Here is a 25,981-nt window from a genome sequence, read left to right on the forward strand (position 1 = left end):
GACAAAAGCCGTCGATCAGCCTTTTTGGCCGCGCAGCAGCGCTTCGAGCGCGCTGTCGCCGCTCTCCGGCAGCATGATGCGCACATGGACATAGAGATCGCCATGGCCGCCGGCTTTTTCCGGCAGGCCCCTGCCCTTGAGGCGCAGGACCTTGTCCGAGCTCGACCAGGGAGGAACGTTGACCGCGAGCCTGCCGGTCGGCGTCTCGACCGGCACCTTGGCGCCCAGTGCCGCGTCCGCCAGCGACACCGGCAGGTCGGCGTGCAGGTCGCGACCCTCTATCCGGTAACGCGGGTGCCTGCGGATATGGATCTTGACCAGCGCGTCGCCGGGCTGGCCCGGTCCCTGCTCGCCCTGCCCCTTCAGCCGGATGGTCTGGCCGTCCTCGACATAGGCCGGCAGCTTGACCGCCACCTTGCGGCCATCCGGGAACATCGCCGTCACCTTTTCGGCATTCGCCGCTTCCTCGATGGTGATGTCGAGCGTCACGTTCAGATCGGCAGCGGTCGCGGGCTGGCGGCGGTCGCCCATGCCGGCACCGCGCGCGCCCGAAAAGGCGTCGCCGAAAATCTGGCTGAAAATATCGCTGTTGCCGTCGAACGGATCGCCACCGGGGCGCCCCGACCGGAATTCGAATCGCGAGCCGCCGGCCCCCTGCTGTCGACGAAACCCGCCAAAGGGATCGCCACCGGCCGCGCCCTCGAAACCCTGGAAGCGCGGCTTGCCGTCGGCGTCGATCTCGCCGCGATCGAAGGCGGCACGGTTTTTCTCGTCGCCGACGATCTCATAGGCCTGGTTGGCCGCGGCAAAACGATCCTTCGCCTTGGGATCATTCGGATTCTGGTCCGGATGATGTTTCTTGGCGAGCTTCCGGTATGCCGATTTTATGTCCTTGGCCGATGCGTTCTTTGCAACGCCCAGCACCTCATACGGGTCGCGCATGCGTCCTGCCCTGGAAATGAGTTGAGTCCATACTTGCCTCCTATATGCGCTCGCATAGGAAGAAATTCCAGTGCCGGACCGTCATATCAAGGGCGGAAATCGAGGGCGGAAGTTAGAGTGGCTTGAAGCCCTGCATGCGCCAACCACCGGCACTGGCGAGGCACAGCTCACCCTCGAACATTGCAACGCCATCAAAGCTTTCGCGCGACGCCTTGAAGCGGCGGCAGGTCTGGCCGCTGTCCTTCAATTCGGCAAGCTCGGTGATGGAGCCGCGCGATCCGGTCCCGGCATTCGCCCATGGCACCGCCTGCCCGCCGAGCTGCTCGATGTCGGCGGAAGATACCGCATTGCCGATCGTCGTCTGGTCGGAGTTTCGATCCGAATCGACCGGCGCCGCGGAAGCAGACGTGCTGCTGGTCAGGATCGAGCGGTCGACCTCCGCCTTTTCCAGGCTGAAGCCACCCGCTCCACAGGCGGCCAGTGGCAGGCTGACGACCACGATCGCGGCTTTCGCGCTGGCCGAAGCGATAACGCTCCATTGCCTGCTGTCAAAAGCTTGCGCGATACGCGACAATCGGCAACCTCCCCTGATCCGTGACAATTTGAGAAAAACTATGAGTGACACTGAGTTAACAAGCGGTGACTTTACCGAGGCCGGCGAGCCGTTTCGCCTCTTTGCCGCATGGCTGGACGACGCCACGAAGAGCGAAATCAATGACGCCAACGGCGTGGCGCTGGCGACCGTCGATGCCGAAGGCATGCCGGATGTGCGGATGGTGCTGCTGAAGGGGTTCGATGAGGGCGGCTTTGTGTTCTACACGAATTTCGAGAGCGCCAAGGGCCAGGAGATTCTGGGCAGCATGAAGGCGGCGATGTGCTTCCACTGGAAATCGCTGCGCCGCCAGGTGCGCATTCGCGGTCCGGTGGAGATCGTCAGCGATGCCGAAGCCGACGCCTATTATGCGACGCGGCCGCGCGGCAGCCGTATCGGCGCCTGGGCCTCGAAACAGTCGCGGCCGCTGGAAAGCCGGTTCGCGCTGGAAAAAGCTGTCGCCGAATACACGGCCCGTTACGCCATCGGCGAGATTCCGCGACCCAAACACTGGTCGGGGTTTCGCATCGTGCCGAAGACGATCGAGTTTTGGCACGACAGGCCGTTCCGGCTGCATGACCGGGTGGTCTTTTCCCGCGATGCGAAAGGCGGTTGGGACAAGACGCGGCTTTATCCCTGAACGCGGTAAGTCGGCACTTCACCCCACCCGGCCCTGCGGGCCGACCTCCCCATCTAGGAGAGGTAGAAGACCGAGCTATTTCTTCCTGGTCATGAACGCCGTGAGCGCGGAGCGCGCTTCATCCGATTTCAGCCGCTCGCGAAAATGTTCGCTTTCTTCGCCTATCCGGGCGACCAGGTCGTCGCGCGAGCCGCGCATCAGGTCGCGCGCGATCTTCAGCGCCTGCGGCGGCTTTGCCGCGATCTGGCCAGCCGCCGCCAGCACCGAGGCCTCCAGCGCTCCTTCCTCGACCATTTCGTAGATCAGGCCGGCGGCCTTGGCGCGCTCGGCCGAAAAGCCCTCGCCAAGGCCAAGCAACGCGAAAGCGGCCTGCTGCCCCAGCACGCGCGGCGCCAAGAGGCTCGATCCCGCCTCCGGCACCAGGCCGAGGTCGACGAAAGGCGTCCTGAACACGGTGCGCGGCGTGGCGAAGGTCAGGTCGCAGTGCAGGTTGATCGTCGTGCCGATACCGACCGCGATGCCGTCGACACCGGAGACGATCGGTTTTTCGACCCTGGCCAGCGCTATCAGGAAATCCCAGACTTCGGAGCCGCAATCGCCGCCGGTGGCCACCACCATGAAATCGGCAAGGTCGTTGCCGGAGGAGAAGGCGCCGGGCACCCCGAGGAACACATGGACTCGGATGGCCGGATCGGCATCGCCTTCGGCCAATGTTTGCGACATCTTGGCATACATGGCGCGCGTCAGTGCGTTCTTCTTGTCCGGGCGGTTCATGCGGATGATCTGGATAGCGCCCTGGCGCTCGACGAGGATGTGGTCTGTCACGGTTTTTCCTTGTTAGGCCTTGTGAACGTCAGGCGGAAATCAGCGCCTTGCCGGCAATGGCGAGACTTTCGGCACCGTCGATAACGCGCTCTTTCAGCGCGTGCGCCTCGCCAAGGAGATTTTCGGCGAAGAAGCGGCAAAGCGATATACGGCCCTGATCGGCCAGAGCGCCCCGCGCCAGGAAGGCGCCGCCGGCGGCCAACGAGATCAGCCTGAGATACGGCGTGGCGCCCGCCAGCGCCTGCTCCGACCGGCCGTCCGCTGACAGTTCTTGCAGGAAGCGGGTCGCTTGCGTCAGGTCGTCGAGTGCCGCGTCGAGAGCATCGGCGGTGCGGCCGAACCCCTGCAGGTTGGAGGTGCGCACGGCACTGGCGACCACGGCCAGTTCGCCGATGAAGCCATGGACATGCTCGCCGCCGCCGAGCGGCAGCTTGCGGGCAACCAGATCGATCGCCTGGATGCCGTTGGTGCCCTCATAGATCGGCGCTATGCGCGCGTCGCGATAGAGGGCAGCCGCGCCAGTCTCCTCGATGAAACCCATGCCGCCATGCACCTGGAGGCCGAGCGAGGCCACTTCGACGCCGACATCGGTCGAAAATGCCTTGGCCAGCGGTGTCAAAAGGTTGGCACGGTCGCGCCAATGCGCCGCCTCGTCGCCGGACGATACACGCGCCATGTCGATGGCGTGCGCGCAGGAATAGCTGATCGCTCGTGCAGTCTGCGTCAGCGCCTTCATGGTCAGGAGATTGCGCTGCACGTCGGGGTGATGGACGATCGGCGCCATGCCGGCGCCGGCATAATCCGCCGCCTTGCCCTGGCGGCGCTCATTGGCATAGGCGATCGCCTTCTGGGTCGCGGCTTCGGCGACCGCCACGCCCTGCATGCCGACGCAAAGCCGCGCATTGTTCATCATGGTGAACATGCAGGCGAGGCCCTTGTTCTCCTCGCCGATCAGCCAGCCGATGGCACCCGGCTTGGCGCCCTGGAAGCCGTCGCCATAGATCATGGTGCAGGTCGGCGAGGCATGGATGCCGAGCTTGTGTTCGAGGCCGGAACAGAAGACGTCGTTGCGCGCGCCAAGCGAGCCGTCGTCGCCGACCAGGAATTTCGGCACCAGGAACAGCGAGATGCCGCGCGTTCCGGCAGGCGCGTCCGGCAGTCGCGCCAGCACCAGATGAATGATGTTGTCGGTGAAATCGTGCTCACCATAGGTGATGAAGATCTTCTGGCCGAAGATGCGGTATGTGCCGTCACCGGCCGGCTCCGCGCGGGCGCGCAAGGCGGCGAGGTCCGAGCCGGCCTGGGGCTCGGTCAGGTTCATCGTGCCCATCCATTCGCCGGAGACGAGCTTTTCCAGATATTTCGCCTTGAGGTCTTCGGAGGCGTGCTTGTCGAGCGCTTCGACCGCGCCCATGGTCAGCGTCGGGCCGATGCCGAAAGCCATGGCGGCGGAGTTCCACATTTCGAGCGCTGCGACGCCAAGCATGGTCGGCAGCGCCTGACCGCCATACGCTTCCGGCCCGGACAGCGCGTTCCAACCACCGTCGATCCAGCGGCGATAGAGTTCCTTCCAGCCGGGCGGGGTGATGACGGAAGCGTCCTTCAACACCGCACCGTGTTCGTCGCCGATCTTGTAGAGCGGGGCAACCTCCTCGGTGGCGAAACGGCCTGCCTCGCCGAGGACGGCGTCGACCAGGTCCTCGCCGAGATCGCCGAACGAGCCGGCTTCGAGGGCGGATTTCATGCCGGCCACGTGCTTCAGCGTGAACGCGATATCTTCGACGGGTGCCCGATACATGCCGCTTTCCTCTTCACCTTCCGCCAACGGACCCTATGGCTCGCGGAGCCGCAAAACCATCCGCCTTTGGGCGACCTTCCGCTTTCCTTTTTACGTAAACGTCAAATTTTGTCACGCGGATTTTGCAATCGTCCCGGCACGTATTAAATTCGATCGAAGCCGGATCAATTCGACCGGCGACAGACCAGAACCAGCCGACTGGAACCAATCCCATGCTCGCCAGACCCGACGCCTACCGTTGTATCGAATGCGGCCTGCCCTACCGGGCGGCGGGGTTCTCTTACTATCACGGCGACTTGGAAAACGGCGCCGCCTATTGGTCGGATCGCGGCATATTGTGCTCGCCGAAATGCTCGCTCGCCCACCACCGCAAACGCGCCGCCGAAGGTACGCTGCAGCAGGCGCCGGCGCCGGATCCTTTTGAATTCCAGCCATTCAGCCGGCGCTGACTTCCCGGCATTGGCCGGCATCTTCATAGAGAAGCATTTCCTTAACCATAGCGGTCCAGCATCTGTCTTTGATCCACGGGGATTCCCTGTTTTGAAAAGGACGGTGCGCCTCCTTCGCCGCACAGCGCTTCTCGCTCTTGCGGCGACGATGACGCTGTCGGCGGCGGCAAGGGCCTCGGATTTTTCCGAGCCGTGGAAGAATGCCGACCGCGCTTTGGTGGTCGATGCCTACGAATACAATTCCATCGACTGGGCGCAGCTTGCCACCGACAAACGCGTCGTCGCCTTCATCAACAAGGCATCGGACGGCATGCCGCCGCCCTATTTCTGCTTTGGCAGCGACACCGAGGTGAAGCTCTGCAAGGCGTTGTGGAAGCGCCATGCGGTGACGCGCGAGCTGTTCCAGACGCGCCGGGTCGTGGCCAAGGCGCTCGGCTTGAAATGGGGCGCCTATCATCTTGCCCGCCCCGGCAATCCGGTCGAGCAGGCCAATAATTTCCTCGATTTCGCCGAACCCGCGCCCGACGATCTCATGGCTCTCGACATCGAGGGCAACGATCCCTCGCAATGGATGTCGCTCGACGATGCCGAGGAGTTCGTGCGCCAGGTGCACAGGCGCATCGGCCGTTTCCCGGTGCTCTACACCAACGGCAGGACCGCACAGTTCATCGCCGACAACCGCTACAAGTACCGGCTCTTGTCGCGGCTGCCGCTCTGGTACGCGCGCTACAAGCCTGATATCGACGTGCATTTTCCGATGGGCAACTGGCAGGGCTATGCACTCTGGCAATTTTCAGCGCAGGCCAATTGCGGCCATTTCCGTTGCCCCTACAGGGTCGCCGGCACGCCTGACAATATCGACGTCAACGTCGCGCCGACAGATGCCGCCACGCTGCGCCAGCAATGGCCTTTCGGCGGGCTGATCGACGTGCCGTCAGACTATCTCGCCAGCGTACCGGTGCCGCTGTCGCGCGAAGCAGCGTTGGCCGGCAAGACCACCCTCATCTATGCCGATGTCGCGACGCCGCCGACGTTCGAGGAACTGGTCGCGGTGCTCGGTACGCGCTGGTCCAGATTCCGCAATGGTTTTCGCATGCCTGTCGTGAAGACCGTACCGCGACGGCCGAGCTTCGGCATCGTCCAATATGTTGCCTGGAAGCGGACCGAGCAGCGTTCACCCGCGCAACTCGATGCCGCCTTCGCCGCGGCCGACCCGGTCAGCACCGCTTCGACCAAAAGCGATCGCGGCCAGCGGTAGCGGCCGTCCACAATCCGAGCTTCAGTGCGCCTGTTCGCGCGCCACGGCCTGCCAGCCGATGTCGCGGCGGCAGAATCCGTCGGGCCAGTCGATGCGGTCGAGCGCGGCATAGGCCCGCGCCTGCGCCTCGCCGACGGTCGCGCCGGTCGCCGTGACATTGAGCACGCGGCCGCCATTGGCAACCAGTGCGCCGCCGTTGATGGCGGTGCCGGCATGGAAGATCTGGACGCCGTCAGCCGCCGCGTCCTCGACGCCGCGGATGACCGAGCCTTTTTCCGGCGTGCCGGGATAGCCCCGCGCCGCCATCACCACGGTGAGCGCCGCCTGGTCGCGCCAGCGCACGGAGGTGTGTGCCAGCTGGCCGTCGGTTGCCGCGTTGAGCAGCACCAGCAGGTCGTCCTTCAGCCGCATCATCAGCACCTGGCATTCCGGGTCGCCGAAGCGGGTGTTGTATTCGATCAGCTTCGGCCCCTTGTCCGTGATCATCAACCCGGCGAAAAGGATGCCGGCGAAGGGCGCGCCGAGATTGGCCATGCCGCGCATGGTCGGCTGGATGATCTCGCGCATGGTGCGCTCGACCGTTTCCGGCGTCATCACCGGGGCCGGCGAATAGGCCCCCATGCCGCCCGTATTGGGGCCGACGTCGCCGTCACCGACGCGCTTGTGGTCCTGCGCGGTGCCGAAGGGCAGCGCCGTGGTGCCGTCGCAGAGGCAGAAGAAGCTCGCCTCCTCGCCGGTCATGAATTCCTCGATCACCACTTCGGCGCCTGCGGCGCCGAAGGAACCGTCGAAGCAGGAATCGAGTGCCGCCCGTGCCTCGTCCAGCGTCATGGCGACGGTGACACCCTTGCCGGCGGCAAGCCCATCGGCCTTGATGACGATCGGCGCGCCCGTTTTCTCGACATAGGCTTTCGCGGAGGCCAGATCGCCGAAGCGGCCGTAGGCCGCGGTCGGGATGTTGTACCTGGCGCAGAGATCCTTGGTGAAACCCTTGGAGCCTTCCAGCCGCGCGGCAGCCTTGGAAGGCCCGAAGACGCGGATGTTTTCGGCGCGCAGATCGTCCGCGATACCGGCGACGAGCGGCCCTTCCGGACCGACCACGACGAGGTCGATTTTTTTCTCCCGACAGAAGACGGCGATGGCGGCATGATCGGTGATGTCAAGCTTAGCCAGCTCGGCCTCGCTGCCGATGCCCGGATTGCCGGGGGCCGCGTAGAGCTTGGTCAGCAGCGGCGACGCCGCGATCTTCCAGGCCAGCGCATGTTCGCGGCCGCCGGAGCCCAGAAGAAGAACGTTCATGGCCACCTCTTGATGCCGAAATTCTGCTCTGGCGGCCACCTGGCGGCGTTTTCTGCGCTTCCGTTGCTCACGGACCAAATGTCCGCTCCGCTACGGTTCTCGAAACCACCACCATATGACTCGCCAGAGCGAATTTCGAAACAGTCTCTTGGAGCACCCGCTATTGCTCTCTGGGCTACGGGTCAAGGCATCAGGGTATTTTGATCCGATTTGCGCACGGGAACGTTATCCCCTGCCGAATATGGGCGCCGAATTCCGACGCCCATATTCTGGCCCGCTCAGCCAGGGAAAACGACCGGAAACCAGTCTTCGCGCAATTTCTGGCCTGGCTGCATGCCATGGCCATGATAGGGAGGCGAGGTGCGGCCCGGCCGCTCGACATAATGGGCATCGTCACCGACCCAGCGCAGCGAGAGTGCCCGGCGCCGTGCCGCGGTCAGGTTGCCGCGCGCGCCATGCGCGGTCCGGAAGTCGAACAGGATGGCATCGCCCGGCTCCATCTCCCATTCGAGCACCTTCATCGACGGATCCTTGTCGGGATCGGGAACCGGCAGGTAGTCGCCCTCGCTGGCGTAGAAATTGCTGTCGTCGAGCCAGCGCACCGGCAGGATCATCTTGTCCCATTTGTGCGAGCCGGCGATCAGACGCAGCGTCGCCTCCTTCACCGGGTCGATGGGGATCCAGAAGCTGACCGTCTGCTGGCCATCGACGAAGTAGTAGGGGATGTCCTGATGCCAGGGCGTCGGCTTCTGCGTGCCGGGTTCCTTGACCAGAACATGGTCATGGAAGAATTGCGCGGTGCGCGACTGCATCACCGCCGCCGCCAGTTGGGCGGCGGGCGATTGCCGCACCAGCTCGACGAATTCGGGGATGCGTTCCCAGTTGCAATAATCGTCGAAGAAACTGCCGCGGCCATTGGCGATATCAGACGCGGTGGCGCTGCGGTTCCCCATGTTGCGCTCGATGCCGGCGGCGATCGTATCGACCCAGCCCTTGAAGGCGCCGCGGATGCAAACCGCGCCGTCGCGCTGATAGTCGGCAATCATCTCCGCATCGATCAGGCCGGTGTCGATTGAGCGGGCGGCAGTCTGGGAAGCCATGGTGTCCTCCTTTCAGGATCGAGACGACTATCGCAGCCCTCCTTCATTCGGTAAAATAATAACTTCTCATCTGACACATAGGTCTGAACTATGAGTCCTACTCTGACGCAATTGCGCTATCTGGTCGCCGTCGCCCGCCACGGCAGTGTCACAGGCGCGGCCAAAGCGCTGAACATTTCGCAACCGTCGATTTCGGTCGCGATCGACGCCGTGGAAAAGGATTTCGGGCAGAAACTGTTCGTGCGCCAGCGCGGAAGCGGCGTTTCGCTGACCTCCTTCGGCCGCACCGTGGCGGTCAAGGCAAAACAGGTCCTTGCCGAGACCGACGAGCTGATGAGCCTGGGTGCGGACAACTCGGCCGTCGGCGGAGAGCTGGTGCTTGGATGTTTCGAGGATCTGGCGCCGTTCTTCGCACCTGCGCTGATCCGTGCTTTTTCCGAACGCCATCCGGCGGTGAAAATCGTCGTTCGCGACGAGACCTTCGAGACGCTGGGGCGGAGACTCGGCGACGCCGCCATCGATCTCGGTCTCACCTATGATCTGAGCCTGCCGACCCACTTCGCCCGCGTCCTGCTGCACGAACTTCGCCCGCACGCGCTGTTGCCGGCGGGCCATGCCCTGGCGGACCAACCATCGGTCAGCCTGGCGGACCTCGCCGTCTACCCGCTGATCACGACGGATCAGCCGCACAGCTGGCAGCACATGCTCGATCTGTTCCGCGGCCGGGGTCTCTCGCCGGTCGCCGACAAGGCGACGAGTTCGTTCGAACTCCAGCGCAGCATGGTGGCGAACGGCTTCGGGGTCGCGGTCAGCTACACCCGCCCGCATGGCGACCGCAGCTATGACGGGCTGCCGCTGATCTGCAGGCCGTTGTCGGATCCGCTGCCCATGCAACGGATCATTCTCACCTATGACACGCATCAGCGGGTTTCGAACGCAGCGCTGGCATTCGTCGACGTGGCGAAAGCCTGGTTCTCCACACGCGACATCTTCACCGCCTGACGGGCGGACCGTCGTCGACCGACTGCTTGCCGCTTGACGGTTTCCACGGCTGCTGCCACTCCATGCGCATGGAACCTATCCAATCGAAAGTGGCCCAGGGCCGTGTCGCCGATGCGCCGAACGGCCATTGGGTCTACCGCGTGCTGCCGCGCTCGGTTTGGCCCTATGCGCAGCTTGCGAGATGGGACAGGCCGATCGGCTGGCAATTGCTTTTGTGGCCATGCTGGTGGTCGGCAGCGCTTGCGGCGAGCGCCTATCCGCGCCCCGGCGACCCGCTGCTCTCGCTTCTGCCGGCCCCCCTGTATCTCGTGTTGTTCCTCATCGGCGCCATCGCCATGCGTGGCGCCGGCTGCACCTACAACGACCTTGTCGACGAGGGCATCGACAACCAGGTCGAACGCACCCGCTCGCGTCCGCTGCCCTCGGGCCAGACGACGCGCCGGCGGGCCTGGCTGTTTCTTGTCCTGCAAGCCCTGGCCGGCCTTGCGGTGCTCATGCAGTTCAACAGCTTCGCCATTCTGCTCGGCGTCTGTTCGCTGGCGATCGTTGCCGTCTATCCATTCATGAAGCGGATAACCAACTGGCCGCAACTGTTTCTCGGCCTTGCCTTTTCCTGGGGCGCGCTGATGGGATGGGCGGTCGAGTTCGGCGATCTCGATGGCCCCGCCATCATGCTTTATATCGGCTCGATCCTGTGGGTGATCGGCTACGACACGATCTATGCGCATCAGGACAAGGAAGACGACGCCATTGTCGGCGTGCGCTCGACGGCACGGCTGTTCGGCGACAACACCAAGGCGTGGCTGGCAGGACTTTATGGCGGCACGCTGATCTGCTTCGCCATCGCCTTCGCGTCGGCGCAAGCCCCGGTGGTGGCGCTGGCCGGGTTGATCGCCGCCGGCGCGCACATGGCCCGTCAGATCACGGTTCTAGACATCGACAATCCGGACCAATGCCTGCGGCTGTTCCGCTCGAACAACCAGGTCGGCTGGCTGATCTTCCTCGGCTTGATCGGCGGCGCGCTATGGGTGGCGCTGAAGCCGCTGGTGTAGTCTTCCTTCTCCCCGTCACTATACGGGGAGAAGGTGGCGGCAGCCGGATGAGGGGCAGCGCCAACCTTGAAGGCGAGGCGAGAGGTTCAGCGCGACACAACGCACACTCAACCAAGTCTTGAGGTGGTAGCCAAACACTTAGGTCAGCGCTGCCCCTCATCGCCCTGCCGGGCACTTCTCCCCGTATAGTGACGGGGAGAAGAAGCTAATCCCTTGAAATGATCTCCTGGCCGTCGATGACCAGCCTGAGACCGAGGTCGCCGGCCCGGCGGCGGGCGAGGAAGCGCGGACGGCGCATGGTCGAAACGCGGCCCTTGCGGCGATCCTGCGGCGGCAGCGTCTTGATGGCGGCGCCGAGAGATTCTTCCAAAGTGCGGGCGATGCCGTCCGATTCGATCAACAGCATCGGCAGGCGGTAGGCGTCGGCCCAGGCGCGCCAGTCGGCGGCGACATCTTCAAGATCGTCGGCCACCAGCAGCGGGACCGACAGCATGGGGTCGTTGTGCAGGAGTTCCAGGGTCACCGTGACATTGCCGTCCGGATCCTCCATTGCGCGGGCGGCAACGCCGCGGAACGCATTGGCGGGCAGAGCGATGATCGCCGGCACGCCGCTCATCTCGAGCAGGCGGCGGATCACGGCGCCGCGATGGTCGATGGTGAAAGTCACGTCGCCATAATCGTCGCGCGTGGCGTAGCTGACCATCTGGGGCAGTCGGAATGGGTCGAGGCGCATGTTGCGTCCCGCCCAGACTGGCTTAAGTCCGGTGTTCATAGAGTGCCTTCCTGTCTGTCTCCTGAGAGCCGGTGTCCGGTTCTCTCCGGGCCAGTTTTCCCGGCCTCGTTATGGGGAAACATTAGCGCTGGCTCCTTACCGCCGCGCTTAAGAAAGTCGGTTAAATTTTGCTGATCTCAGGGATGGTTATCGGAATGCCACCAGCCAGAAGATGTAGAAAGGATCAGATAACCTTACCCGGATTCATGATGCCGGCCGGATCGAAGGCAGCCTTCACCCGGCGCATCAGATCGATCGCCATCGGCGGCGCGGTGGCGATCAGTTCGTCGCGCTTCAACTGGCCGATGCCGTGCTCGGCGGAGATGGAGCCATGGAAGGAGCGGACGACATCGTGCACGGCCTTGTTCATGGCGTGGTAGAGGCCGAGGAAAGCCTCGTCCTCGGCGTCCTCCGGCCGCGAGATGTTGTAGTGCAAATTGCCGTCGCCCATGTGGCCGAAACAGACGACCCGCGCGGCGGGGCTGACTGAAGCGACAGCACCGGCGGCTTTGCCGATGAATTCGGGGATCGACGATATCGGCACGGAAATGTCGTGCTTGATCGAGGCTCCTTCGGGCTTCTGGCTCTCGGGCAGTACCTCGCGGAAATTCCAGAAGGCATCGGCCTGGGCGAGGCTTGCCGCGATCACCGCGTCGCCGACGATGCCCTGCTCCAGAGCGGCCGACAGCACCTCCTCGACAAGCGCCTTGCCGTCTTCTTCCGAACGGCCCGAGGACACCTGCATCAGCACATACCAGGGCCAGTCCTCGGCCAGCGGCCGGGTCACGCCTTGCGCATGCTTCAAAGTGAAGTCGTACGGCCGTTTGCCGATCAGTTCGAAGGCGGTGAGCGAAGCGCCGGCGCGGTCCATGGCCAAGCCGAACAGGGAGAGCGCGGCCTCTGGCGACGACAGGCCGGCAAAGGCCACTTCGCGCCCCTTCGGCTTCGGGAACAACTTGAGCACGGCGGCGGTGATGACACCGAGCGTGCCTTCGGCGCCGACGAACAGGTCCTTCAAATCGTAGCCGGTGTTGTCCTTCTTCAGCTTGCGCAGATCGTCGAACACCTCGCCGGTAGGCAGCACCACTTCGACGCCGAGACAGAGTTCGCGCGCATTGCCGTAAGCTAGCACCCCGGTGCCGCCGGCATTGGACGAGAGGTTGCCGCCGAGCTGGCAGGAGCCTTGCGCGGCCAGCGACAACGGAAACAGCCGGCCGGCGGCATCGGCCGCTTCCTGCAGCGTCTGCAGGATGACGCCGGCTTCGACCGTCACCGTGTTGGACAGGAGGTCGATCTCGCGAATGCGGTTCAGCCGTGACAGCGACAGGATGATCTCGCGGCCGGACCTGTCCGGCACCTGGGCGCCGACAAGCCCGGTGTTGCCGCTCTGCGGCACGACCGGCGTTCCCGTCTCTGTCGCCAGCCGCATGATCCGGCTGACTTCGTCGACGCTGCCCGGCCGCAGCACCAGTGACGTCGCGCCGTGCCAAAGCCCACGCCGTTCGACGAGGAAAGGCGCAATGTCCCGCACGTCGCGCAGCGCATATTTATCGCCGACGATCGCCGCGAAGCGATCGATGAGAGCGGGATCGAGTGTCTGTGAAATTTCGGTCATGTGGGAAAACTATGTCGTGGGCTGTGTGTTGTCACGAGGGGCGGCGGCGCGTGAAAGCCGATCGTTGATGGCTTCGCCCAGCCCATCGAAGGGTATCGGCTCGACGGCGATGGTCCGCGCGCCGCTGCGGTCGAGATCCTGCATATAGGCGAAGAGATTGGTCGCCGCTTCGCGCAGGTCGCCCGTGTCGGACAAATTGCGGAAGGCGGCGGCGCGTTGCCAGCCGGCGGCCCGCCGGTTGCCGAAAGCCAGCAAGGCTTCGCCGTCGCCGACCGTGCCGGCATTGAGCCGCACTGCGGCCCCTGGCGCATAGTGCGAGGCAAGCATGCCGGGCGCTTCGACGCCGGCGCCGCCACCGCGCAACAGCTCCATGCCGACGGCCGCCTCGATGTCCTCGGCGGCAATGCCGCCGGGCCGGAGCAGCCGCAATCGTCCCGCCTCGGCCTTGACTATGGTCGATTCCAGCCCGACCGGCGTCGCGCCGCCGTCGACCACCAGCCTGATGCGTGCGCCGAGATCGGCCGCCACCGCTTGCGCCGTCGTCGCGCTGATCTTGCCGGATGAATTGGCGCTGGGTGCGGCAAGCGGCCGGCCGAGACGGGCGATGAGGTCGCCGCCAAAGCCCCTAGGCATGCGCAGGGCGATCGTATCGAGCCCGGCGGTGACCAGCGGATGAATGCCGTTGCCGGGCCGCTGCGGCAACACCAGGGTCAGCGGGCCCGGCCAGAACGCAATCGCCAGTTTCTTCGACAGCGGATCGAACAGGGCGATGCGTTCGGCCATCGCCATGTCGGCGACATGGGCGATCAGCGGATTGAAACGCGGCCGTCCCTTGGCCTCGAAGATGCGCGCCACGCCGATGCCGTTCGTGGCGTCGCCAGCAAGCCCGTAGACCGTTTCCGTGGGGATGGCGACGACATCGCCGCCCTGGAGCAGTGCCAGCGCCCGCTCCAACGCCTCGCCGGCGCCAACTATCTCAGCCACTCTCGTCACCTCGCAGATGCCGGCTGCGTAGTACGATGGCGGCTGTTGAGCAAGCCGGGCCGAGAACGGCCTTGGCGATTTATCAATCCCTAAAATGCTATGTTTCCGCGAAAGCCGGTATCAATTCCAGTCCGCTATCATCGCGGCCAGGGCAAAAGGGAAGCGATATCAGTGTCTGTGCGTATCGTACTGGGGATCACCCTGGCGGCTTTGACATGCGGGGCTCAGGCCTCTTCGCTGGTTTTTCCCGGCGCGCCGGCCTCGACGCCCTCCGTCATCATGATGGCAGCCGACGCCAAGGCGAGCGACGTGGTGTCCGTGGTTGCGCTCGGCGAGCCCGATGTCACCTATGAAAAGGTGGCCGCGATCCCGAACGCGCCTGAAGCCCGGCATGGTTTCATGCGGAACCCGATGATCATTCGTGGCGGCGTCGTCGGCGACGCCTTCTCGGCACCGATGCAAGCAACGGCGCCGGCCGCGGCGACCGCACCTGCTGCTGCGCCTGCAAGCGCGACCGCGTCGGCCGCGCCCGCGCCGGACACGCAAAAGAAACCCGCCGCGCCTGCAGCCGCATCGATGCCCGCCCCCGGGGTAGGCAAGGTCAAGTAGCGGCCGCCCGCCAGTCAACCGGCAGCTTGACGGCGCGCCGGCGCCCTGCGCACCATCGCCGCGCGAATTCGTCCTGGCATATTTCGCCGGTCGACGTTGCCGCATGAATTTAGTCAAGCGGCGCGGGATTCATCTTCAAAGGGGGTTGATCATGAGAAAATCCAAAACCGTCACCATGGCCGGGCTTCTGCTGGCGTCGCTGCTCGGCGCCAATGCAGCGCAAGCCGATGACATGCTGGGGTCCTATGTCGCGCGTATTTCCGACCGCGACCACCAGGCGAGCGATGGCTATGCGCTGGACGGCGCGGCACAGATGGTGCGGCAGGATCGCGCCAACTGGCACAAGTTCCATCGCCGCGACCGCGACGACGAGGCTGACGGCTGGTTCAGGACCAACGACCAGCGCGCTGATCTGCAGCGCATGCTGGAGCGCCCGGGCGCGATGAGTTCCTCGACCAGGCGGGCTATCGTCAATGGCGAGCCGCTGATCCAGGTCGACGTCTACGAAAACAGCGTACGCGTCAGCATCCTGGAAGACTGATAAGTCAGTTGCCGGGAACAGAAAGGGCGACGCTGATGCGCCGCCCTTTCTTGTCGACAGAACCGGACTGAAATCTCAGGCCGCTTCTTCCTTGTCGTCGTCTTCTTCGGATTCGCCATCTTCGGATTCTTCTTCGTCCTCGTCGTCGTCGCCCGAGAGCGTGGCGGCGTCTTCGTCGGACTCTTTGCCGTCTTCGTCATCGCCTTCTTCGTCGTCATCCGACAGATCGGCGGCCTCGACCGTGGCGGCGGCGGCATGATCGAGGGCGGTTTCGGAAGCGGATTCGATCGCCTCGGCGGCGGCCGGGGTTTCTTCTGTCACTTCGATTTCGTGATCGGAATTCATGGAAGCCTCCGTGGGGTTGGGGAACATGTCCCTTTTGCCACGGAGAGATCATCGCCGTATGACTGTAAGCCGGCTCGAACGGCCGGCGGCAAAGAAAATTTTCTTCGCCTCAGCCGGCGATCTTCGAGAAATCCGCGACCTGACCGGTGGCCGAACGGATGCGGGCGAGTAGCGCCAGGCGGTTGGCGCGCACGGCCAGATTCTCATCATTCACGAGAACATGCTCGAAGAATGAATCAACCGGTTCACGCAACGCGCTAAGCGCCAGCATGGCGGCGGAAAAGTCTTCGTTTTGAATCGCTTCGCCGGCTTGCTTCTCGGCCTGATTCACCGCCGCAAACAGCGAGTTCTCGGCATCCTGCCGGAACAACGCCGGCTCAACGGTTTGCGCGATCGCGGTTTTCTTCTTCTCCTCGGCAGCCAGAATGTTGGCCGCACGCTTGGTGCCGGCGAGCAGATTTTTGCCGTCCTCGGTATCGAGGAAGGAGCCCAGCGCTTCGACCCTGCGTACGATCTGCAGGAGGTCGTCGGACCGCGGGGTAATGACGGCGTCGATCAGATCGTGGCGTGCGCCCTGGTCGCGGAGGTAGACCTTGAGGCGGTCGTGGAAGAAGGACAAAAGATCGGCGATCAATGGCGACAGCGACGCTTCAAGCTCCATCAGACGCTGGCCGTCAAAGAACTCCCGCTCCTGATCGGCGGAGCCAAAAGTTTCCGAACTTGCCTTGGCCAGTCCACCTTTCAACAGGTTGGAAATCAAGCCTGCTTCCGACAACAGCTGGCTTGCGCCCTTGTAGTCGCGAATGCTGGAATCGAGCATCGCGACGACGCCACGGCTCTCCGTTCCCTCGCCTTTTTGTTCATATACGGCGAGGGCCGAAGAGACCGCGGCCGCGATGGCGATGCCCAGCGAAAGCTTGAGCTTGTTTTCCAATATGACCCTGACCATGCCCAGCGCCGCTCGACGCAGCGCATACGGATCCTTCGATCCTGTCGGCTTTTCGTCGATGGCCCAGAAGCCGACGAGCGTATCCAGCTTGTCGGCAAGTGCCACGGTGACCGACACCGGATCGCTCGGCACGTAATCGGACGGGCCCTGCGGCTTGTAATGTTCCTCGATGGCCGCTGCCACGGACGGATGTTCGCCCTGGAGCAGCGCATATTTGCGGCCCATGGCGCCCTGGAGTTCGGGGAACTCGCCGACGACTTCGGTGGTCAGATCTGCCTTTGCGAGAATGGCGGCGCGGCTCGCCAGCGCGGGGTCAGCGCCGACGATCGGCGCCAATTGCTCCGCCAATCGCTTGATCCGCTCCGCGCGCTCGCCCTGCGTGCCGAGCTTGGCGTGGAACGTCACATCGAGATGATCGAGGCGGGCCATGCGCTGGTCGAGCGGCTTCTTGAGATCGAGCCCGAACTTTTCGGCCGATGCCTCGAGCTGACCAAGGTCAGGCAGATCGCCCTGGTCGGTCGTCCAGAAATAGAGCGCGTCGGAGAGGCGCGCGCGCACCACCTTGCCGTTGCCGTGGGCGATCTCCTTGCCGCCGTCCGTGGCCTCGATGTTGGCGGTAAGGATGAAGCGGTTGGAAAGTGTCTCGCCTTCGCCTTGCGGCCGCGTGACAAAGCACTTCTGGTTGGCGCGGATGGTCAGCCGGATGACTTCGGCGGGGATGGCGAGGAACGCCTCTTCGAACTCGCCCATCAGCACGACCGGCCATTCGACCAGCCCCGACACCTCCTCCAGCAAGCCCTCGTCTTCGACCAGGTCGAGCCCGTTGGCGAAAGCGAGGTTGCGGGCATCGGCGAGAATGATCTCCTTGCGGCGATCGGCGTCGAGCACGACCTTCGCCGCCTCCAGCTTGCTCACATAGTCGTCGAAGCGACGCACAGTGATTTCGCCGGGCGCAAGAAAACGGTGCCCGTAAGTGACGTTGCAGGAGCGGATGCCGTCGATCTCGAAATCGACCACCACCGGCTCCTCGGTTTCCGGTCCGAAGGTGCACAGGATCGATTGCAGCGGCCGCACCCAGCGCAATGAGCCCGGTTTCGCGGAGGCCGGCCCCCAGCGCATCGATTTCGGCCAGGGGAAATTGCGGATGATACCGGGCACCAGTTCGGCGATGATCTGTTCGGCAGCCCTGCCTGGCTTTGAGATGTGGGCGACATAGAAGTCGCCCTTCTTCGGGTCGGAATGGACATGCGCCTCGGCGATCGAAGACAGCCCGGCCTTACGCAGGAAACCCTGGACCGCCTGCTCCGGCGCCGTCGTGGACGGACCCTTGATCTCTTCGCTTATATCCTTCGAGCGCGCGGTCAGCCCCCTGACATCGAGCGTCAGCCGCCGCGGCGTCCAGTACTCGCGCGCCGCCTCGTAGGTCAGACCCGCTTCGACCAGACCGTCGGTCAGCATTTTCTTCAGATCACCCGCCGCCTTGCGCTGCATGCGCGCGGGAATTTCCTCGGAGCGAAGTTCTAGAAGCAGGTCGGGCATCGGTAGCTCCTCACCCTCCCCTCGATGGGGAGGGTCGGCGCGTCAGCGCCGGGGTGGGGTGGCGGCATCTCAGGATCGAGCGCCTTCGGCGTCTCGCGGGCCAAGGTGTGATTTTCGTTCTTCCACCGCCGCATAGATCGTATCGAGCACGGAATCCAGTTCGTTTTCATGGTTCCAGAATCGGACGACGCGATAACCCTGGCTCCCGAACCATTTGTTCGACGTTCGTCGTGGCGTTGTTGGCCGTCGAAACTATGGTGGGCGCCGTCCACCTCGATGATCAGTTTCAGCCGGTGTGAGATGAAGTCGGGGAAGTAAATCCCGACTGACGCCTGCCTGCGGAAATGAGTGCCTTCAACTGGAATGCGCCAGAGATGTCGCCACAAGATGCGCTCCTCGTCGGTCATTGCCGCACGAAGCCGTTGGGCGGACTGCAGCTTGAACCGATCGAGCTTCGGCATGAGAAATCGCGCTATTACCCCCACCCGCCGCTTCGCGGCGACCTCCCCCATCAAGGGGGAGGTAAAAGGGCATAGCAACTCGGCTGGCCGCTGTCACCCCTGCGGAAATTTTGGCAGTCCTGTCGGGACGAGGCGGCCCCACTCGTCCTTGAGTCAAAGATCTCCATGAACCGAACGCAGCGCTGAAGCGACCTACGCTCAGGCAGGAAACTATTGGCTGAACGACCATGAAAACGGTATCCAGACTTCTGCAGATCCTCGCGCTCAGCGCCTGCTTCACCGCGCAGGCCCACGGCGCCTTCTCGATGCCAGGTGTGCGGCAGGCGCTGCGGACCATGGCTGGCGCCAGCAGCCAGATCCTGTTGCCGATCGAAATGATGACAGGCGTCTGAAACCAGAGCGGTTCCAGGAATTTTCTTTAGGCCGCCAATCCACCCGCCCGCGTCTTCAAAAACGCCTCGCCGCAGGCCTTCGCCAGATTGCGCACGCGCAGGATGTAGCTCTGCCGCTCGGTGACGGAGATCACGCCACGTGCGTCGAGCAGGTTGAAGACATGGCTGGCCTTGATGCACTGGTCGTAGGCGGGGAAGACCATCCTGTGCATCGGCAAATTGTCGTTCGATGCCGGCGCACCGGCGTCGAGCAACGCCTTGCACTCAGCCTCGGCGTCCTCGAAATGCCTGAGCAGCATCGCCGTGTTGGCGTATTCGAAATTGTAACGCGAATATTCCTGCTCGGCCTGCAGGAAGACGTCGCCATAGGTAACCTTTTCAGCGCCCTCACGGCCGTTGAAATTGAGGTCGTAGATGTTGTCCACGCCCTGCACATACATGGCCAGCCGTTCCAGCCCGTAGGTCAGTTCGCCCGCCACCGGCGCGCATTCGATGCCGCAGACCTGCTGGAAATAGGTGAACTGCGAGACCTCCATGCCATCGCACCAGCATTCCCAGCCAAGCCCCCAGGCACCCAGGGTCGGGCTTTCCCAGTCGTCCTCGACGAAGCGGATGTCATGTAGCAACGGGTCGACGCCGATCGCGGCGAGCGAGCCGAGGTAGAGCTCCTGCAGGTTCGGCGGGTTCGGCTTCAGGATAACCTGATACTGGTAATAATGCTGCAGCCGGTTCGGGTTCTCGCCATAGCGGCCATCCTTGGGACGGCGCGAGGGCTGGACGTAGGCGGCATTCCAGCCCCGGGGGCCGAGCGCGCGCAGCGTCGTTGCCGGGTGAAACGTACCGGCGCCGACCTCCATGTCATAGGGCTGGAGGATGACGCAACCATAGGCCGCCCAGTAATTGTGCAAGGTCAGGATCAGCCCCTGGAAAGAGCGGCTGGGATGCATATGGGCAGGCATTTCGATCGTCACGGGTGGCCTCGACAGCAAAGGCTAGCTTAGCGCCACGTCCTAGAGACACGGCGGCGAAGCGTCAAGCAAGGCGCATCGAGGCTGGGTTGTCTTGGACGTACCGCGCGATGTTGAAAACTTTGCCGGGGCTGGCCCATTGTCGGCGTCGAGAACCTGCGATCTGTTCGACCCCTTACATGAACGACAGGTGCCAGCCATGCCCAGTTCCATCATAGTCCGCCCGGTCACGCGACAGGACTACGACCAATGGCTGCCGCTTTGGGACGGCTACAACGCATTCTACGGCCGCGCGGGTGAGACGGCGCTGTCGGGCGAGATCACAGCGATGACATGGTCGCGCTTCTTCGATGCCTATGAGCCCGTCCATGCGCTGGTTGCCGAAAGCGACGGGCAGCTTCTTGGCCTCGTGCATTATCTTTTTCACCGCAGCACCACGGCGATCGCACCGAACTGCTATCTGCAGGACCTTTTCACCACGGAGGCCTCGCGGGGAAAAGGCATCGGCCGGGCCCTGATCGAAGGCGTTTATGAGCGCGCCCAGGCCGCCGGCTCGGGTCGGGTATACTGGCTGACGCATGAGACCAACCACACGGCGATTAAGCTCTACGACAAGGTTGGCGAGCGCTCCGGGTTCGTCGTCTACAGGAAGCTGTTTTAAAGCGCGTCACTGCAAACGAAAAAGGGCTCCAAAATCGGAGCCCTTTCGCAATCAAGATAGCCGATATCACCCTTTCGGGGCGGGAACCGGCTCGGGCTTCACCTTCGGGGTTTCCTGCGCCGTGTTGGATTCGATCGGCGGCAGGCCCTTCATCAGCTTCTGCTGCAAGGTGGCCAGCACATCCGGGTCCGGCTTCAGGTCGCGAGCCTGGTTCCACTGGAAGGTGGCTTCCAGCTTGCGGCCGACGCGCCAGTAGGCGTCGCCCAAATGGTCGTTGAGAACCGGATCTTCCGGCTTCAGCGACACGGCGCGTTCCATCTCGCGCACCGCGTCATCGAACCTGCCGAGGCGGAAATAGGCCCAGCCTAGCGAATCGACGATGTAACCGTCACTCGGCCTCAGATCGACGGCCTTCTGGATCATCGCCAGGCCTTCCTTGAGGTTGGTGTTCATGTCGACCCAGGAATAGCCGAGATAGTTCAGAACCTGCGGCTGGTCCGGTTGCAATTCCAGCGCCTTGCGGAAATTCGGCTCGGCTTTCGGCCATTCCTTCAGGCGCTCATAGGCGATGCCGCGCTGGTAGAAGATGTTCCAGTTGGCCGCGGTCGGCGTCTTCAGCGCGTCGACGGCCTTGTCGTAGATGTTGGCGGCCGAGCGGAAATCCTCCTTCGAGGAATAGACCCCACCGAGTGCCAGATAGGCGCGCATGTCGTTGGGATGGGCATCGACGAAAGCCTTGAGGTGCGTGATCGCCTCGTCATGACGATCGAGATCGGCAAGGTTGAGGCCAAGCTGCAGGTCCGAAAGCTGCTTCAGCGGCGAAGAATCGGGGATGCGCCGATAGAGCGCGATGGCGCCCTCGCCGTCCTTCAACTGTTCGGCGACGGCGGCGAGCTGCACCAGAGCCGCGTCGCTGTCAGGTCTCAGAGCCAGGGCATATTGCAAATAGAGGCGCACGAACGGCTCACCGCCGCCACGGTTGAGTGCGGTGGCGAGATCGAGCAGGATTTCGGAAGCACCGTCGGACGGGCCGGAAACGAAGGGGTCAATCTTGTCACCCTTGGCGATCCTGTCGCGCAAGGTGACGATTTCCAGCTTGCCGGGCGAGAACGCCTCGGCCTGATCGAGCACCGATATCGCCTTGTCCTTCTCGCCCTTGCGGGCCAGGAATGAGGCATAGGCCTGTGCGTTGCGCATCCAGGTTTCGGGAGCTGCGCCGCCGGCGGCCGTATCCTGCATCGTCGCGGCGTAGATCGCCTCGGCCTTCTCGGGCATGTTGGAGGCATCGGCGATCAGCGCGCGGTGGAAGGACTTGAACAGGCCGAACCAGTCCGGCCCCTGCAATTTGTCGATCGCGGCCATTGCGTCGGCGGGCTGGCCGGCACCTTGTTCGGCCCAGCCGGACATGACGCCCGAGATCAGCCGATCAAGATCGGATTCCAGCGACAGCTTGAGCCAGTACTGCGCCTTGGTGAAATCCTTCTTGTGGAAGGAATCGACCGCCAGCGCCAGGCGCGAGAAACGCTCGACGTCGGGCACTTCCTTGAGCTTGTCGGCATAGACCAGCGATTCGTCGAAGCGGCCTTGCGCGATCAGCGACAGCATCAGGCTCTGCTGCAGCGCTGTGTCGCTTGGATTGAAGGCTAGGGCCTGCTTGTAGTAGGCGATGGCGCTGTCGAGGTCGTTGTCGCCTTCGGCGATCCGGGCCGCCAGATAGGCGCCAGAGAATGACGAGATCTTGACCGGCTCGGTGGATTGCTTGGCATAGGCCGGCAAAGCCGAGAGCGCCATGCCCGTCACAATTGCCAGCCTTGTCAGCCAGCGCGCACGTCCTTGCTGCATCGTATCCCTTTCAGCCACGCGCCGTCACCGCGTCAGCGGAATCGGCGTAGACTCGATCTTTCCAGGCAAAGCATGTCCTTTTTGGGGTCGCGCTTCAATCCGCCTGAAATTCACAATCGGGTCACCCGATTAACAAACCATGGCTAGAAAGGACAGTTTTCCGTCTCGGCGGACCGCTGCAGCCGGGTATCGCGATAATTGCCGGCCGCAACGGTGCTGCACAGCGCACTCCATTCGCAGCCTTCGCACGCCTTGCGCACGAGGCCGGTCGAAAACGCCTGCCGCATCCGTACCAGCGTGGCGGCGTCGAGATCGAGACGGGCGCCGGCGTGGATCGGCCGGGCCAGCAGATCCTCAACGTCCCGCGCGGCCAGTTGGTCGCGTGCGGACGCGCTGTCGCGCAGGCAGTGCGGCTCGGGCTCGTCGAGCAGCGGGGCGCAGATGTCGTCCGGTTCGGAGACGAGGAGGATGTCCTCGCCCCGGCTCAGACGCTCCGCGATCCCGTCATAGTTGGCGGTGAAGGCAGAGCTGTATCCTTTGCCCACATAGGTGAGCAGGCAAAGGAGATGGTGGGCGCGCAGTCTGATCGTCACGGATTGGGCTGATCGTCACGGATTGGCGGGCTTGGCCTTGCCGCGAAGCGCCATGAGCGTCGCGGCACCGAGCGCCGATTTGAGCAAGCCACCGACGATGAACGGCAGGAAGCCGAAGGTGATGGCCTGTTCGGCGCCGATCATGACAGCGAGCCATGCCGTTCCGAGCACCAGACATGCAAGGTTGCCGAGCAGCATGGCGGCGAAGGCGAGCACCACCCTGTTGCCGTTCCAGCCACGTTGCGCCAGCCAGCCGACAAGCGCGCCCACAACCGGGAAGGCAAAGAGATAACCACCCGTTGGCCCGACGAAATACGACGCGCCTGCTGCCCCTCCAGACAGAACCGGGAAGCCGACAGCGCCTTCGACCAGCCAGGCGGCAATGGTGACCGCACCGAGCCGCCAGCCGTAAAGCGCGCCGATAAGCGTCACGGCGAAGGTCTGCATAGTCACCGGCACGGGCACCATGGGCACTTCGATGTAGGAGGACATCGCCAGGAACAGCGTGCCGAGCACGACGGCCCCGACCTGCCAGGCGAGCGAGCGATCCTGGAGCCGGAGCGGGCTGAAGGACGGCTTGCGGGACGCGAATGCGATGTCTGTCATGAGAGTTCCTTCGACCAATTGAAATTATAGATAATTTCTGTTTTCGATCTATTATCGAATCCACATTTCTTCGGAGATAGCAAGCCTTGACTGCGCAAAGACCGTTCAGTGCTTTTGGTTTTGCGTGATTTCCGGACGGAAAACCGTTTGACAGGACTGGCTCTAACCGACGATGGCAAAGGCTTCGCGCGTCGCGCCGGAGGCCGTCCTGACCGGCTTGCGGCCAATCCATTGGACATGCCGTCCCAGCGTCGCGGCGGCGGATTCGGTGTTTCCCTGCCGCAAGGCGGCCAATATCGCCCTGTGGTCCTGATCGGTCCGCGTCTCCCACTCCGAGCGCCATGCCGCGAACAGGAAGCGGGCGCTGGCGGCGTGCAGGTCGTCGATGGTGGCGAGCAGGCGCGGCATGCCACATGGCGCCAGGATCAGCCGGTGAAAGGCGCGGTTGGCTTCTTCCCACGACCTGACGTCGCGGGATTTGTCGCCGGCCTTTGTGGCTTCCTCGGCGAGATCGAGAATGGCTGATGTCAAATGCGGCGCGGCATGGCGCAGCGCCAGCACTTCGAGGGCGGCCCGCATTTCGGCGACTTCCTTGACTTCGCCGAGATCGAAAGCCGCGACACGCACGCCGCGGCGCGGCTCGCTGACGGCCAGCCCTTGCGCCTCCAGGCGGCGGAAAGCCTCGCGCACCGGAACATGGCTGGTGTTGAATTCCTCGGCGATATGATCCTGCCGAAGCCTTGCCCCCGGCTCGATGGCGCCGGAGATGATGCGGTCCGCCAACGCCTTGCCGATGCGCACCGCGATGGTGTCGTCCGTGCCCTTTGCCATGTTTTATAGATAATTTGCAGTCGGGCAGTTTGTCGAGACGGCGGGAACGAATTCACAGATTTTCCCCTCCAGCATGAACCAGAGAGAATTCCCTGAAAGACAGCCGCTCAATTCACCCGGCTGATGCAGAAATCGATGACGTCGATCAGCGCCGACTTCTGCGGCGTCTCTTCCAGCGGCGCCAGGGCATCGCGGGCGATCTCGCCGAAATGGCGGGCGCGTCCGATCGTGTCGGCAATGGCGCCGTGGCGGGTCATCAGGCCGATCGCCTTTTCCAGGCCGGCGTCATCGACGACATTGTCCTCGATGGCGCGCTTCCAGAAGGTGCGTTCGGCCTTGCTGCCGCGCCGGTAGGCGAGGATGACCGGCAGGGTCACCTTGCCCTCGCGAAAATCGTCGCCGACATTCTTGCCGAGATCCTTGCTGGTGCCGCCATAATCGAGCGCATCGTCGATCAGCTGGAAGGCAAGACCGAGATTCATGCCATAGGAGCGCAGGGCCGCACGGTCGTTGCGGGTCGCCTGGGCGATGACGGGACCGACCTCGGCAGCGGCCGAAAACAGGGCCGCGGTCTTGGCCTTGATGACGGCGAAATGCTCATCCTCGGTGGTTTCGAGGTTCTTGGCGGCGGCAAGCTGCATGACCTCGCCCTCGGCGATGATCGAGGCCGCGCTGGACAGGATATCCAATGCCTCGAGCGAGCCGACATCGACCATCATGCGGAAGGCCTGGCCGAGCAGGAAATCGCCGACCAGCACGCTCGCCTGGTTGCCCCAGATCATGCGGGCCGTCTTCTTGCCGCGGCGCATGCCGCTCTCGTCGACAACGTCGTCGTGCAGAAGCGTCGCCGTATGCATGAACTCGACCGCGGTGGCGAGCTTGACGTGGCCCTCGCCGGAATAGCCGAACATCTGGGCGGCGGCGAGCGTCAGCATCGGCCTCAGCCGCTTGCCGCCGGACGAGATCAGATGGTTGGCGACCTCCGGGATCATCTCGACGTCGGAGCCGGCCTTGGACAGGATCAATTCGTTGACGCGGCCCATGTCGGCTGCCGTCAGGTCGATGAGATCCTTGATGGACGCGGGTTCCCGCTTCCCATTTTCGATGTTGAGAACGACACCCACGACAATCACTCCCGTCTTGGTATAACGCGTGCGACGGCACCCTTAGTCCCGAATGGACTCTAGGGCGGCGGATACGGCCACGGCAAGTGGCGAATTGGCGCGGCGTCCGTGACAGGCTGTCAACCGATGCCGATCGGGCCGACACCGGGGCGGGCCGAGACCGCGCCGGAGTGTGCCATGGAATCCGCGTGG

27 protein-coding genes are annotated in these 25,981 nt (G+C 63.7%); 9 read left to right on the forward strand and 18 right to left on the reverse strand.

All coding sequences use genetic code 11. The annotated features are described in order from the left end of the window. Positions 1-15: 15 nt before the first annotated feature. Positions 16-942: a DnaJ C-terminal domain-containing protein gene (locus tag MESOP_RS27845; protein ID WP_013896684.1), complete on the reverse strand. Its 927-nt coding sequence runs from the start codon at positions 940-942 to the stop codon at positions 16-18. Positions 943-1,054: 112 nt separating this feature from the next. Continuing rightward, complete coding sequence (locus MESOP_RS27850; RefSeq protein WP_013896685.1) at positions 1,055-1,516, reverse strand: RT0821/Lpp0805 family surface protein; 462 nt, start codon at positions 1,514-1,516, stop codon at positions 1,055-1,057. Positions 1,517-1,556: 40 nt separating this feature from the next. Here MESOP_RS27850 and pdxH point away from each other — a divergent pair, with 40 nt between their 5' ends. Further along, entirely contained in the window at positions 1,557-2,174 is a 618-nt protein-coding gene (gene pdxH, locus MESOP_RS27855; RefSeq protein ID WP_013896686.1) for a pyridoxamine 5'-phosphate oxidase, read from the forward strand. A 75-nt stretch (positions 2,175-2,249) separates the two neighbouring features. On the opposite strand, the gene MESOP_RS27860 is transcribed toward pdxH, so the two are convergent. After that, positions 2,250-2,999: a crotonase/enoyl-CoA hydratase family protein gene (locus MESOP_RS27860; RefSeq protein ID WP_013896687.1), complete on the reverse strand. Its 750-nt coding sequence runs from the start codon at positions 2,997-2,999 to the stop codon at positions 2,250-2,252. A 28-nt stretch (positions 3,000-3,027) separates the two neighbouring features. After that, a complete protein-coding gene (locus MESOP_RS27865) occupies positions 3,028-4,797 on the reverse strand; it encodes an acyl-CoA dehydrogenase family protein (RefSeq protein ID WP_013896688.1) in 1,770 nt (589 codons plus the stop codon). A 212-nt stretch (positions 4,798-5,009) separates the two neighbouring features. Between MESOP_RS27865 and MESOP_RS27870 the strand changes: the two genes are divergently transcribed. Together MESOP_RS27870 and MESOP_RS27875 are read left to right on the forward strand one after the other, a co-directional pair. Then, positions 5,010-5,246 carry a hypothetical protein gene (locus MESOP_RS27870; RefSeq protein WP_013896689.1) on the forward strand — a complete coding sequence of 79 codons (237 nt, stop codon included), beginning with the start codon at positions 5,010-5,012 and terminating at the stop codon, positions 5,244-5,246. A 148-nt stretch (positions 5,247-5,394) separates the two neighbouring features. Beyond that, entirely contained in the window at positions 5,395-6,504 is a 1,110-nt protein-coding gene (locus MESOP_RS27875) for a glycoside hydrolase family 25 protein (protein WP_013896690.1), read from the forward strand. Between the two features lie 21 nt (positions 6,505-6,525). Here the strand turns inward: MESOP_RS27875 and purD are convergent, their stop codons facing one another. Next, on the reverse strand, positions 6,526-7,803 hold the full coding sequence (purD, locus tag MESOP_RS27880; protein WP_013896691.1) for a phosphoribosylamine--glycine ligase: 1,278 nt from the start codon (positions 7,801-7,803) through the stop codon (positions 6,526-6,528). 278 nt (positions 7,804-8,081) lie between these two features. Further along, complete coding sequence (locus tag MESOP_RS27885; RefSeq protein ID WP_013896692.1) at positions 8,082-8,903, reverse strand: phytanoyl-CoA dioxygenase family protein; 822 nt, start codon at positions 8,901-8,903, stop codon at positions 8,082-8,084. 90 nt (positions 8,904-8,993) lie between these two features. Here MESOP_RS27885 and MESOP_RS27890 point away from each other — a divergent pair, with 90 nt between their 5' ends. Both MESOP_RS27890 and ubiA read left to right on the forward strand, forming a co-directional pair. After that, entirely contained in the window at positions 8,994-9,905 is a 912-nt protein-coding gene (locus MESOP_RS27890) for a LysR family transcriptional regulator (RefSeq protein ID WP_013896693.1), read from the forward strand. Positions 9,906-9,973: 68 nt separating this feature from the next. Continuing rightward, complete coding sequence (gene ubiA, locus MESOP_RS27895) at positions 9,974-10,957, forward strand: 4-hydroxybenzoate octaprenyltransferase (RefSeq protein WP_041164373.1); 984 nt, start codon at positions 9,974-9,976, stop codon at positions 10,955-10,957. 205 nt (positions 10,958-11,162) lie between these two features. Here ubiA and MESOP_RS27900 read toward each other — a convergent pair whose 3' ends face one another. The 3 genes from MESOP_RS27900 to MESOP_RS27910 form a co-directional block, all read right to left on the reverse strand. Next, positions 11,163-11,729 (reverse strand): DUF6101 family protein, encoded by a 567-nt coding sequence (locus tag MESOP_RS27900; RefSeq protein ID WP_013896695.1) that lies wholly within the window; start codon positions 11,727-11,729, stop codon positions 11,163-11,165. Between the two features lie 184 nt (positions 11,730-11,913). Then, a complete protein-coding gene (locus MESOP_RS27905; protein ID WP_013896696.1) occupies positions 11,914-13,344 on the reverse strand; it encodes an FAD-binding oxidoreductase in 1,431 nt (476 codons plus the stop codon). 9 nt (positions 13,345-13,353) lie between these two features. Then, positions 13,354-14,328 (reverse strand): L-threonylcarbamoyladenylate synthase, encoded by a 975-nt coding sequence (locus MESOP_RS27910; RefSeq protein ID WP_013896697.1) that lies wholly within the window; start codon positions 14,326-14,328, stop codon positions 13,354-13,356. 171 nt (positions 14,329-14,499) lie between these two features. Here MESOP_RS27910 and MESOP_RS27915 point away from each other — a divergent pair, with 171 nt between their 5' ends. Then, a complete protein-coding gene (locus MESOP_RS27915) occupies positions 14,500-14,937 on the forward strand; it encodes a hypothetical protein (protein WP_013896698.1) in 438 nt (145 codons plus the stop codon). 151 nt (positions 14,938-15,088) lie between these two features. Next, positions 15,089-15,478 (forward strand): hypothetical protein, encoded by a 390-nt coding sequence (locus tag MESOP_RS27920; RefSeq protein ID WP_013896699.1) that lies wholly within the window; start codon positions 15,089-15,091, stop codon positions 15,476-15,478. 75 nt (positions 15,479-15,553) lie between these two features. Here the strand turns inward: MESOP_RS27920 and MESOP_RS27925 are convergent, their stop codons facing one another. The 3 genes from MESOP_RS27925 to MESOP_RS36820 all read right to left on the reverse strand — a co-directional run bounded on the left by MESOP_RS27925 (position 15,554) and on the right by MESOP_RS36820 (position 18,772). Further along, positions 15,554-15,823 carry a hypothetical protein gene (locus tag MESOP_RS27925; protein WP_013896700.1) on the reverse strand — a complete coding sequence of 90 codons (270 nt, stop codon included), beginning with the start codon at positions 15,821-15,823 and terminating at the stop codon, positions 15,554-15,556. Positions 15,824-15,932: 109 nt separating this feature from the next. After that, positions 15,933-18,311 (reverse strand): glycine--tRNA ligase subunit beta, encoded by a 2,379-nt coding sequence (gene glyS, locus MESOP_RS27930; RefSeq protein WP_013896701.1) that lies wholly within the window; start codon positions 18,309-18,311, stop codon positions 15,933-15,935. Beyond that, on the reverse strand, positions 18,293-18,772 hold the full coding sequence (locus tag MESOP_RS36820; protein WP_425339697.1) for an endonuclease domain-containing protein: 480 nt from the start codon (positions 18,770-18,772) through the stop codon (positions 18,293-18,295). The genes glyS and MESOP_RS36820 overlap by 19 nt, the downstream gene beginning before the upstream one ends. Positions 18,773-18,999: 227 nt before the next feature. Here MESOP_RS36820 and MESOP_RS35865 point away from each other — a divergent pair, with 227 nt between their 5' ends. After that, complete coding sequence (locus MESOP_RS35865) at positions 19,000-19,164, forward strand: hypothetical protein (RefSeq protein ID WP_013896702.1); 165 nt, start codon at positions 19,000-19,002, stop codon at positions 19,162-19,164. A 26-nt stretch (positions 19,165-19,190) separates the two neighbouring features. On the opposite strand, the gene MESOP_RS27940 is transcribed toward MESOP_RS35865, so the two are convergent. Continuing rightward, positions 19,191-20,123: a glycine--tRNA ligase subunit alpha gene (locus tag MESOP_RS27940; protein WP_049802480.1), complete on the reverse strand. Its 933-nt coding sequence runs from the start codon at positions 20,121-20,123 to the stop codon at positions 19,191-19,193. A 208-nt stretch (positions 20,124-20,331) separates the two neighbouring features. Here MESOP_RS27940 and MESOP_RS27945 point away from each other — a divergent pair, with 208 nt between their 5' ends. Continuing rightward, positions 20,332-20,793 (forward strand): GNAT family N-acetyltransferase, encoded by a 462-nt coding sequence (locus MESOP_RS27945; RefSeq protein ID WP_013896704.1) that lies wholly within the window; start codon positions 20,332-20,334, stop codon positions 20,791-20,793. A 66-nt stretch (positions 20,794-20,859) separates the two neighbouring features. Here MESOP_RS27945 and MESOP_RS27950 read toward each other — a convergent pair whose 3' ends face one another. The 5 genes from MESOP_RS27950 to MESOP_RS27970 form a co-directional block, all read right to left on the reverse strand. Further along, positions 20,860-22,635 carry a tetratricopeptide repeat protein gene (locus MESOP_RS27950; RefSeq protein WP_013896705.1) on the reverse strand — a complete coding sequence of 592 codons (1,776 nt, stop codon included), beginning with the start codon at positions 22,633-22,635 and terminating at the stop codon, positions 20,860-20,862. A 143-nt stretch (positions 22,636-22,778) separates the two neighbouring features. After that, the gene (locus MESOP_RS27955) at positions 22,779-23,228 is read right to left on the reverse strand and encodes a DUF1284 domain-containing protein (protein ID WP_013896706.1); all 450 of its coding nucleotides are present in this window, start codon (positions 23,226-23,228) and stop codon (positions 22,779-22,781) included. Positions 23,229-23,243: 15 nt separating this feature from the next. Further along, positions 23,244-23,834 carry a biotin transporter BioY gene (locus MESOP_RS27960; RefSeq protein ID WP_013896707.1) on the reverse strand — a complete coding sequence of 197 codons (591 nt, stop codon included), beginning with the start codon at positions 23,832-23,834 and terminating at the stop codon, positions 23,244-23,246. Positions 23,835-23,996: 162 nt separating this feature from the next. After that, positions 23,997-24,665 (reverse strand): GntR family transcriptional regulator, encoded by a 669-nt coding sequence (locus tag MESOP_RS27965; protein WP_013896708.1) that lies wholly within the window; start codon positions 24,663-24,665, stop codon positions 23,997-23,999. Between the two features lie 107 nt (positions 24,666-24,772). Continuing rightward, positions 24,773-25,789, reverse strand: coding sequence for a polyprenyl synthetase family protein (locus tag MESOP_RS27970; RefSeq protein WP_013896709.1), 1,017 nt, complete (start codon positions 25,787-25,789; stop codon positions 24,773-24,775). Positions 25,790-25,981 lie beyond the last annotated feature (192 nt).

This window comes from Mesorhizobium opportunistum WSM2075 (assembly GCF_000176035.2).
In the GTDB taxonomy this organism is placed as follows: domain Bacteria; phylum Pseudomonadota; class Alphaproteobacteria; order Rhizobiales; family Rhizobiaceae; genus Mesorhizobium; species Mesorhizobium opportunistum.

What these genes read in the sequence shown, in the direction of transcription:
- MESOP_RS27845 (WP_013896684.1), bottom strand. Translation starts at nt 942, where the DNA reads ATGCGCGACCCGTATGAGGTGCTGGGCGTTGCAAAGAACGCATCGGCC.
- pdxH (WP_013896686.1), top strand. Translation starts at nt 1,557, where the DNA reads ATGAGTGACACTGAGTTAACAAGCGGTGACTTTACCGAGGCCGGCGAG.
- MESOP_RS27865 (WP_013896688.1), bottom strand. Translation starts at nt 4,797, where the DNA reads ATGTATCGGGCACCCGTCGAAGATATCGCGTTCACGCTGAAGCACGTG.
- MESOP_RS27870 (WP_013896689.1), top strand. Translation starts at nt 5,010, where the DNA reads ATGCTCGCCAGACCCGACGCCTACCGTTGTATCGAATGCGGCCTGCCC.
- MESOP_RS27875 (WP_013896690.1), top strand. Translation starts at nt 5,395, where the DNA reads ATGACGCTGTCGGCGGCGGCAAGGGCCTCGGATTTTTCCGAGCCGTGG.
- purD (WP_013896691.1), bottom strand. Translation starts at nt 7,803, where the DNA reads ATGAACGTTCTTCTTCTGGGCTCCGGCGGCCGCGAACATGCGCTGGCC.
- MESOP_RS27885 (WP_013896692.1), bottom strand. Translation starts at nt 8,903, where the DNA reads ATGGCTTCCCAGACTGCCGCCCGCTCAATCGACACCGGCCTGATCGAT.
- MESOP_RS27890 (WP_013896693.1), top strand. Translation starts at nt 8,994, where the DNA reads ATGAGTCCTACTCTGACGCAATTGCGCTATCTGGTCGCCGTCGCCCGC.
- ubiA (WP_041164373.1), top strand. Translation starts at nt 9,974, where the DNA reads ATGGAACCTATCCAATCGAAAGTGGCCCAGGGCCGTGTCGCCGATGCG.
- MESOP_RS27900 (WP_013896695.1), bottom strand. Translation starts at nt 11,729, where the DNA reads ATGAACACCGGACTTAAGCCAGTCTGGGCGGGACGCAACATGCGCCTC.
- MESOP_RS27905 (WP_013896696.1), bottom strand. Translation starts at nt 13,344, where the DNA reads ATGACCGAAATTTCACAGACACTCGATCCCGCTCTCATCGATCGCTTC.
- MESOP_RS27920 (WP_013896699.1), top strand. Translation starts at nt 15,089, where the DNA reads ATGAGAAAATCCAAAACCGTCACCATGGCCGGGCTTCTGCTGGCGTCG.
- MESOP_RS27925 (WP_013896700.1), bottom strand. Translation starts at nt 15,823, where the DNA reads ATGAATTCCGATCACGAAATCGAAGTGACAGAAGAAACCCCGGCCGCC.
- glyS (WP_013896701.1), bottom strand. Translation starts at nt 18,311, where the DNA reads ATGCCCGACCTGCTTCTAGAACTTCGCTCCGAGGAAATTCCCGCGCGC.
- MESOP_RS36820 (WP_425339697.1), bottom strand. Translation starts at nt 18,772, where the DNA reads ATGCCGAAGCTCGATCGGTTCAAGCTGCAGTCCGCCCAACGGCTTCGT.
- MESOP_RS35865 (WP_013896702.1), top strand. Translation starts at nt 19,000, where the DNA reads ATGAAAACGGTATCCAGACTTCTGCAGATCCTCGCGCTCAGCGCCTGC.
- MESOP_RS27940 (WP_049802480.1), bottom strand. Translation starts at nt 20,123, where the DNA reads ATGCCTGCCCATATGCATCCCAGCCGCTCTTTCCAGGGGCTGATCCTG.
- MESOP_RS27945 (WP_013896704.1), top strand. Translation starts at nt 20,332, where the DNA reads ATGCCCAGTTCCATCATAGTCCGCCCGGTCACGCGACAGGACTACGAC.
- MESOP_RS27950 (WP_013896705.1), bottom strand. Translation starts at nt 22,635, where the DNA reads ATGCAGCAAGGACGTGCGCGCTGGCTGACAAGGCTGGCAATTGTGACG.
- MESOP_RS27960 (WP_013896707.1), bottom strand. Translation starts at nt 23,834, where the DNA reads ATGACAGACATCGCATTCGCGTCCCGCAAGCCGTCCTTCAGCCCGCTC.
- MESOP_RS27965 (WP_013896708.1), bottom strand. Translation starts at nt 24,665, where the DNA reads ATGGCAAAGGGCACGGACGACACCATCGCGGTGCGCATCGGCAAGGCG.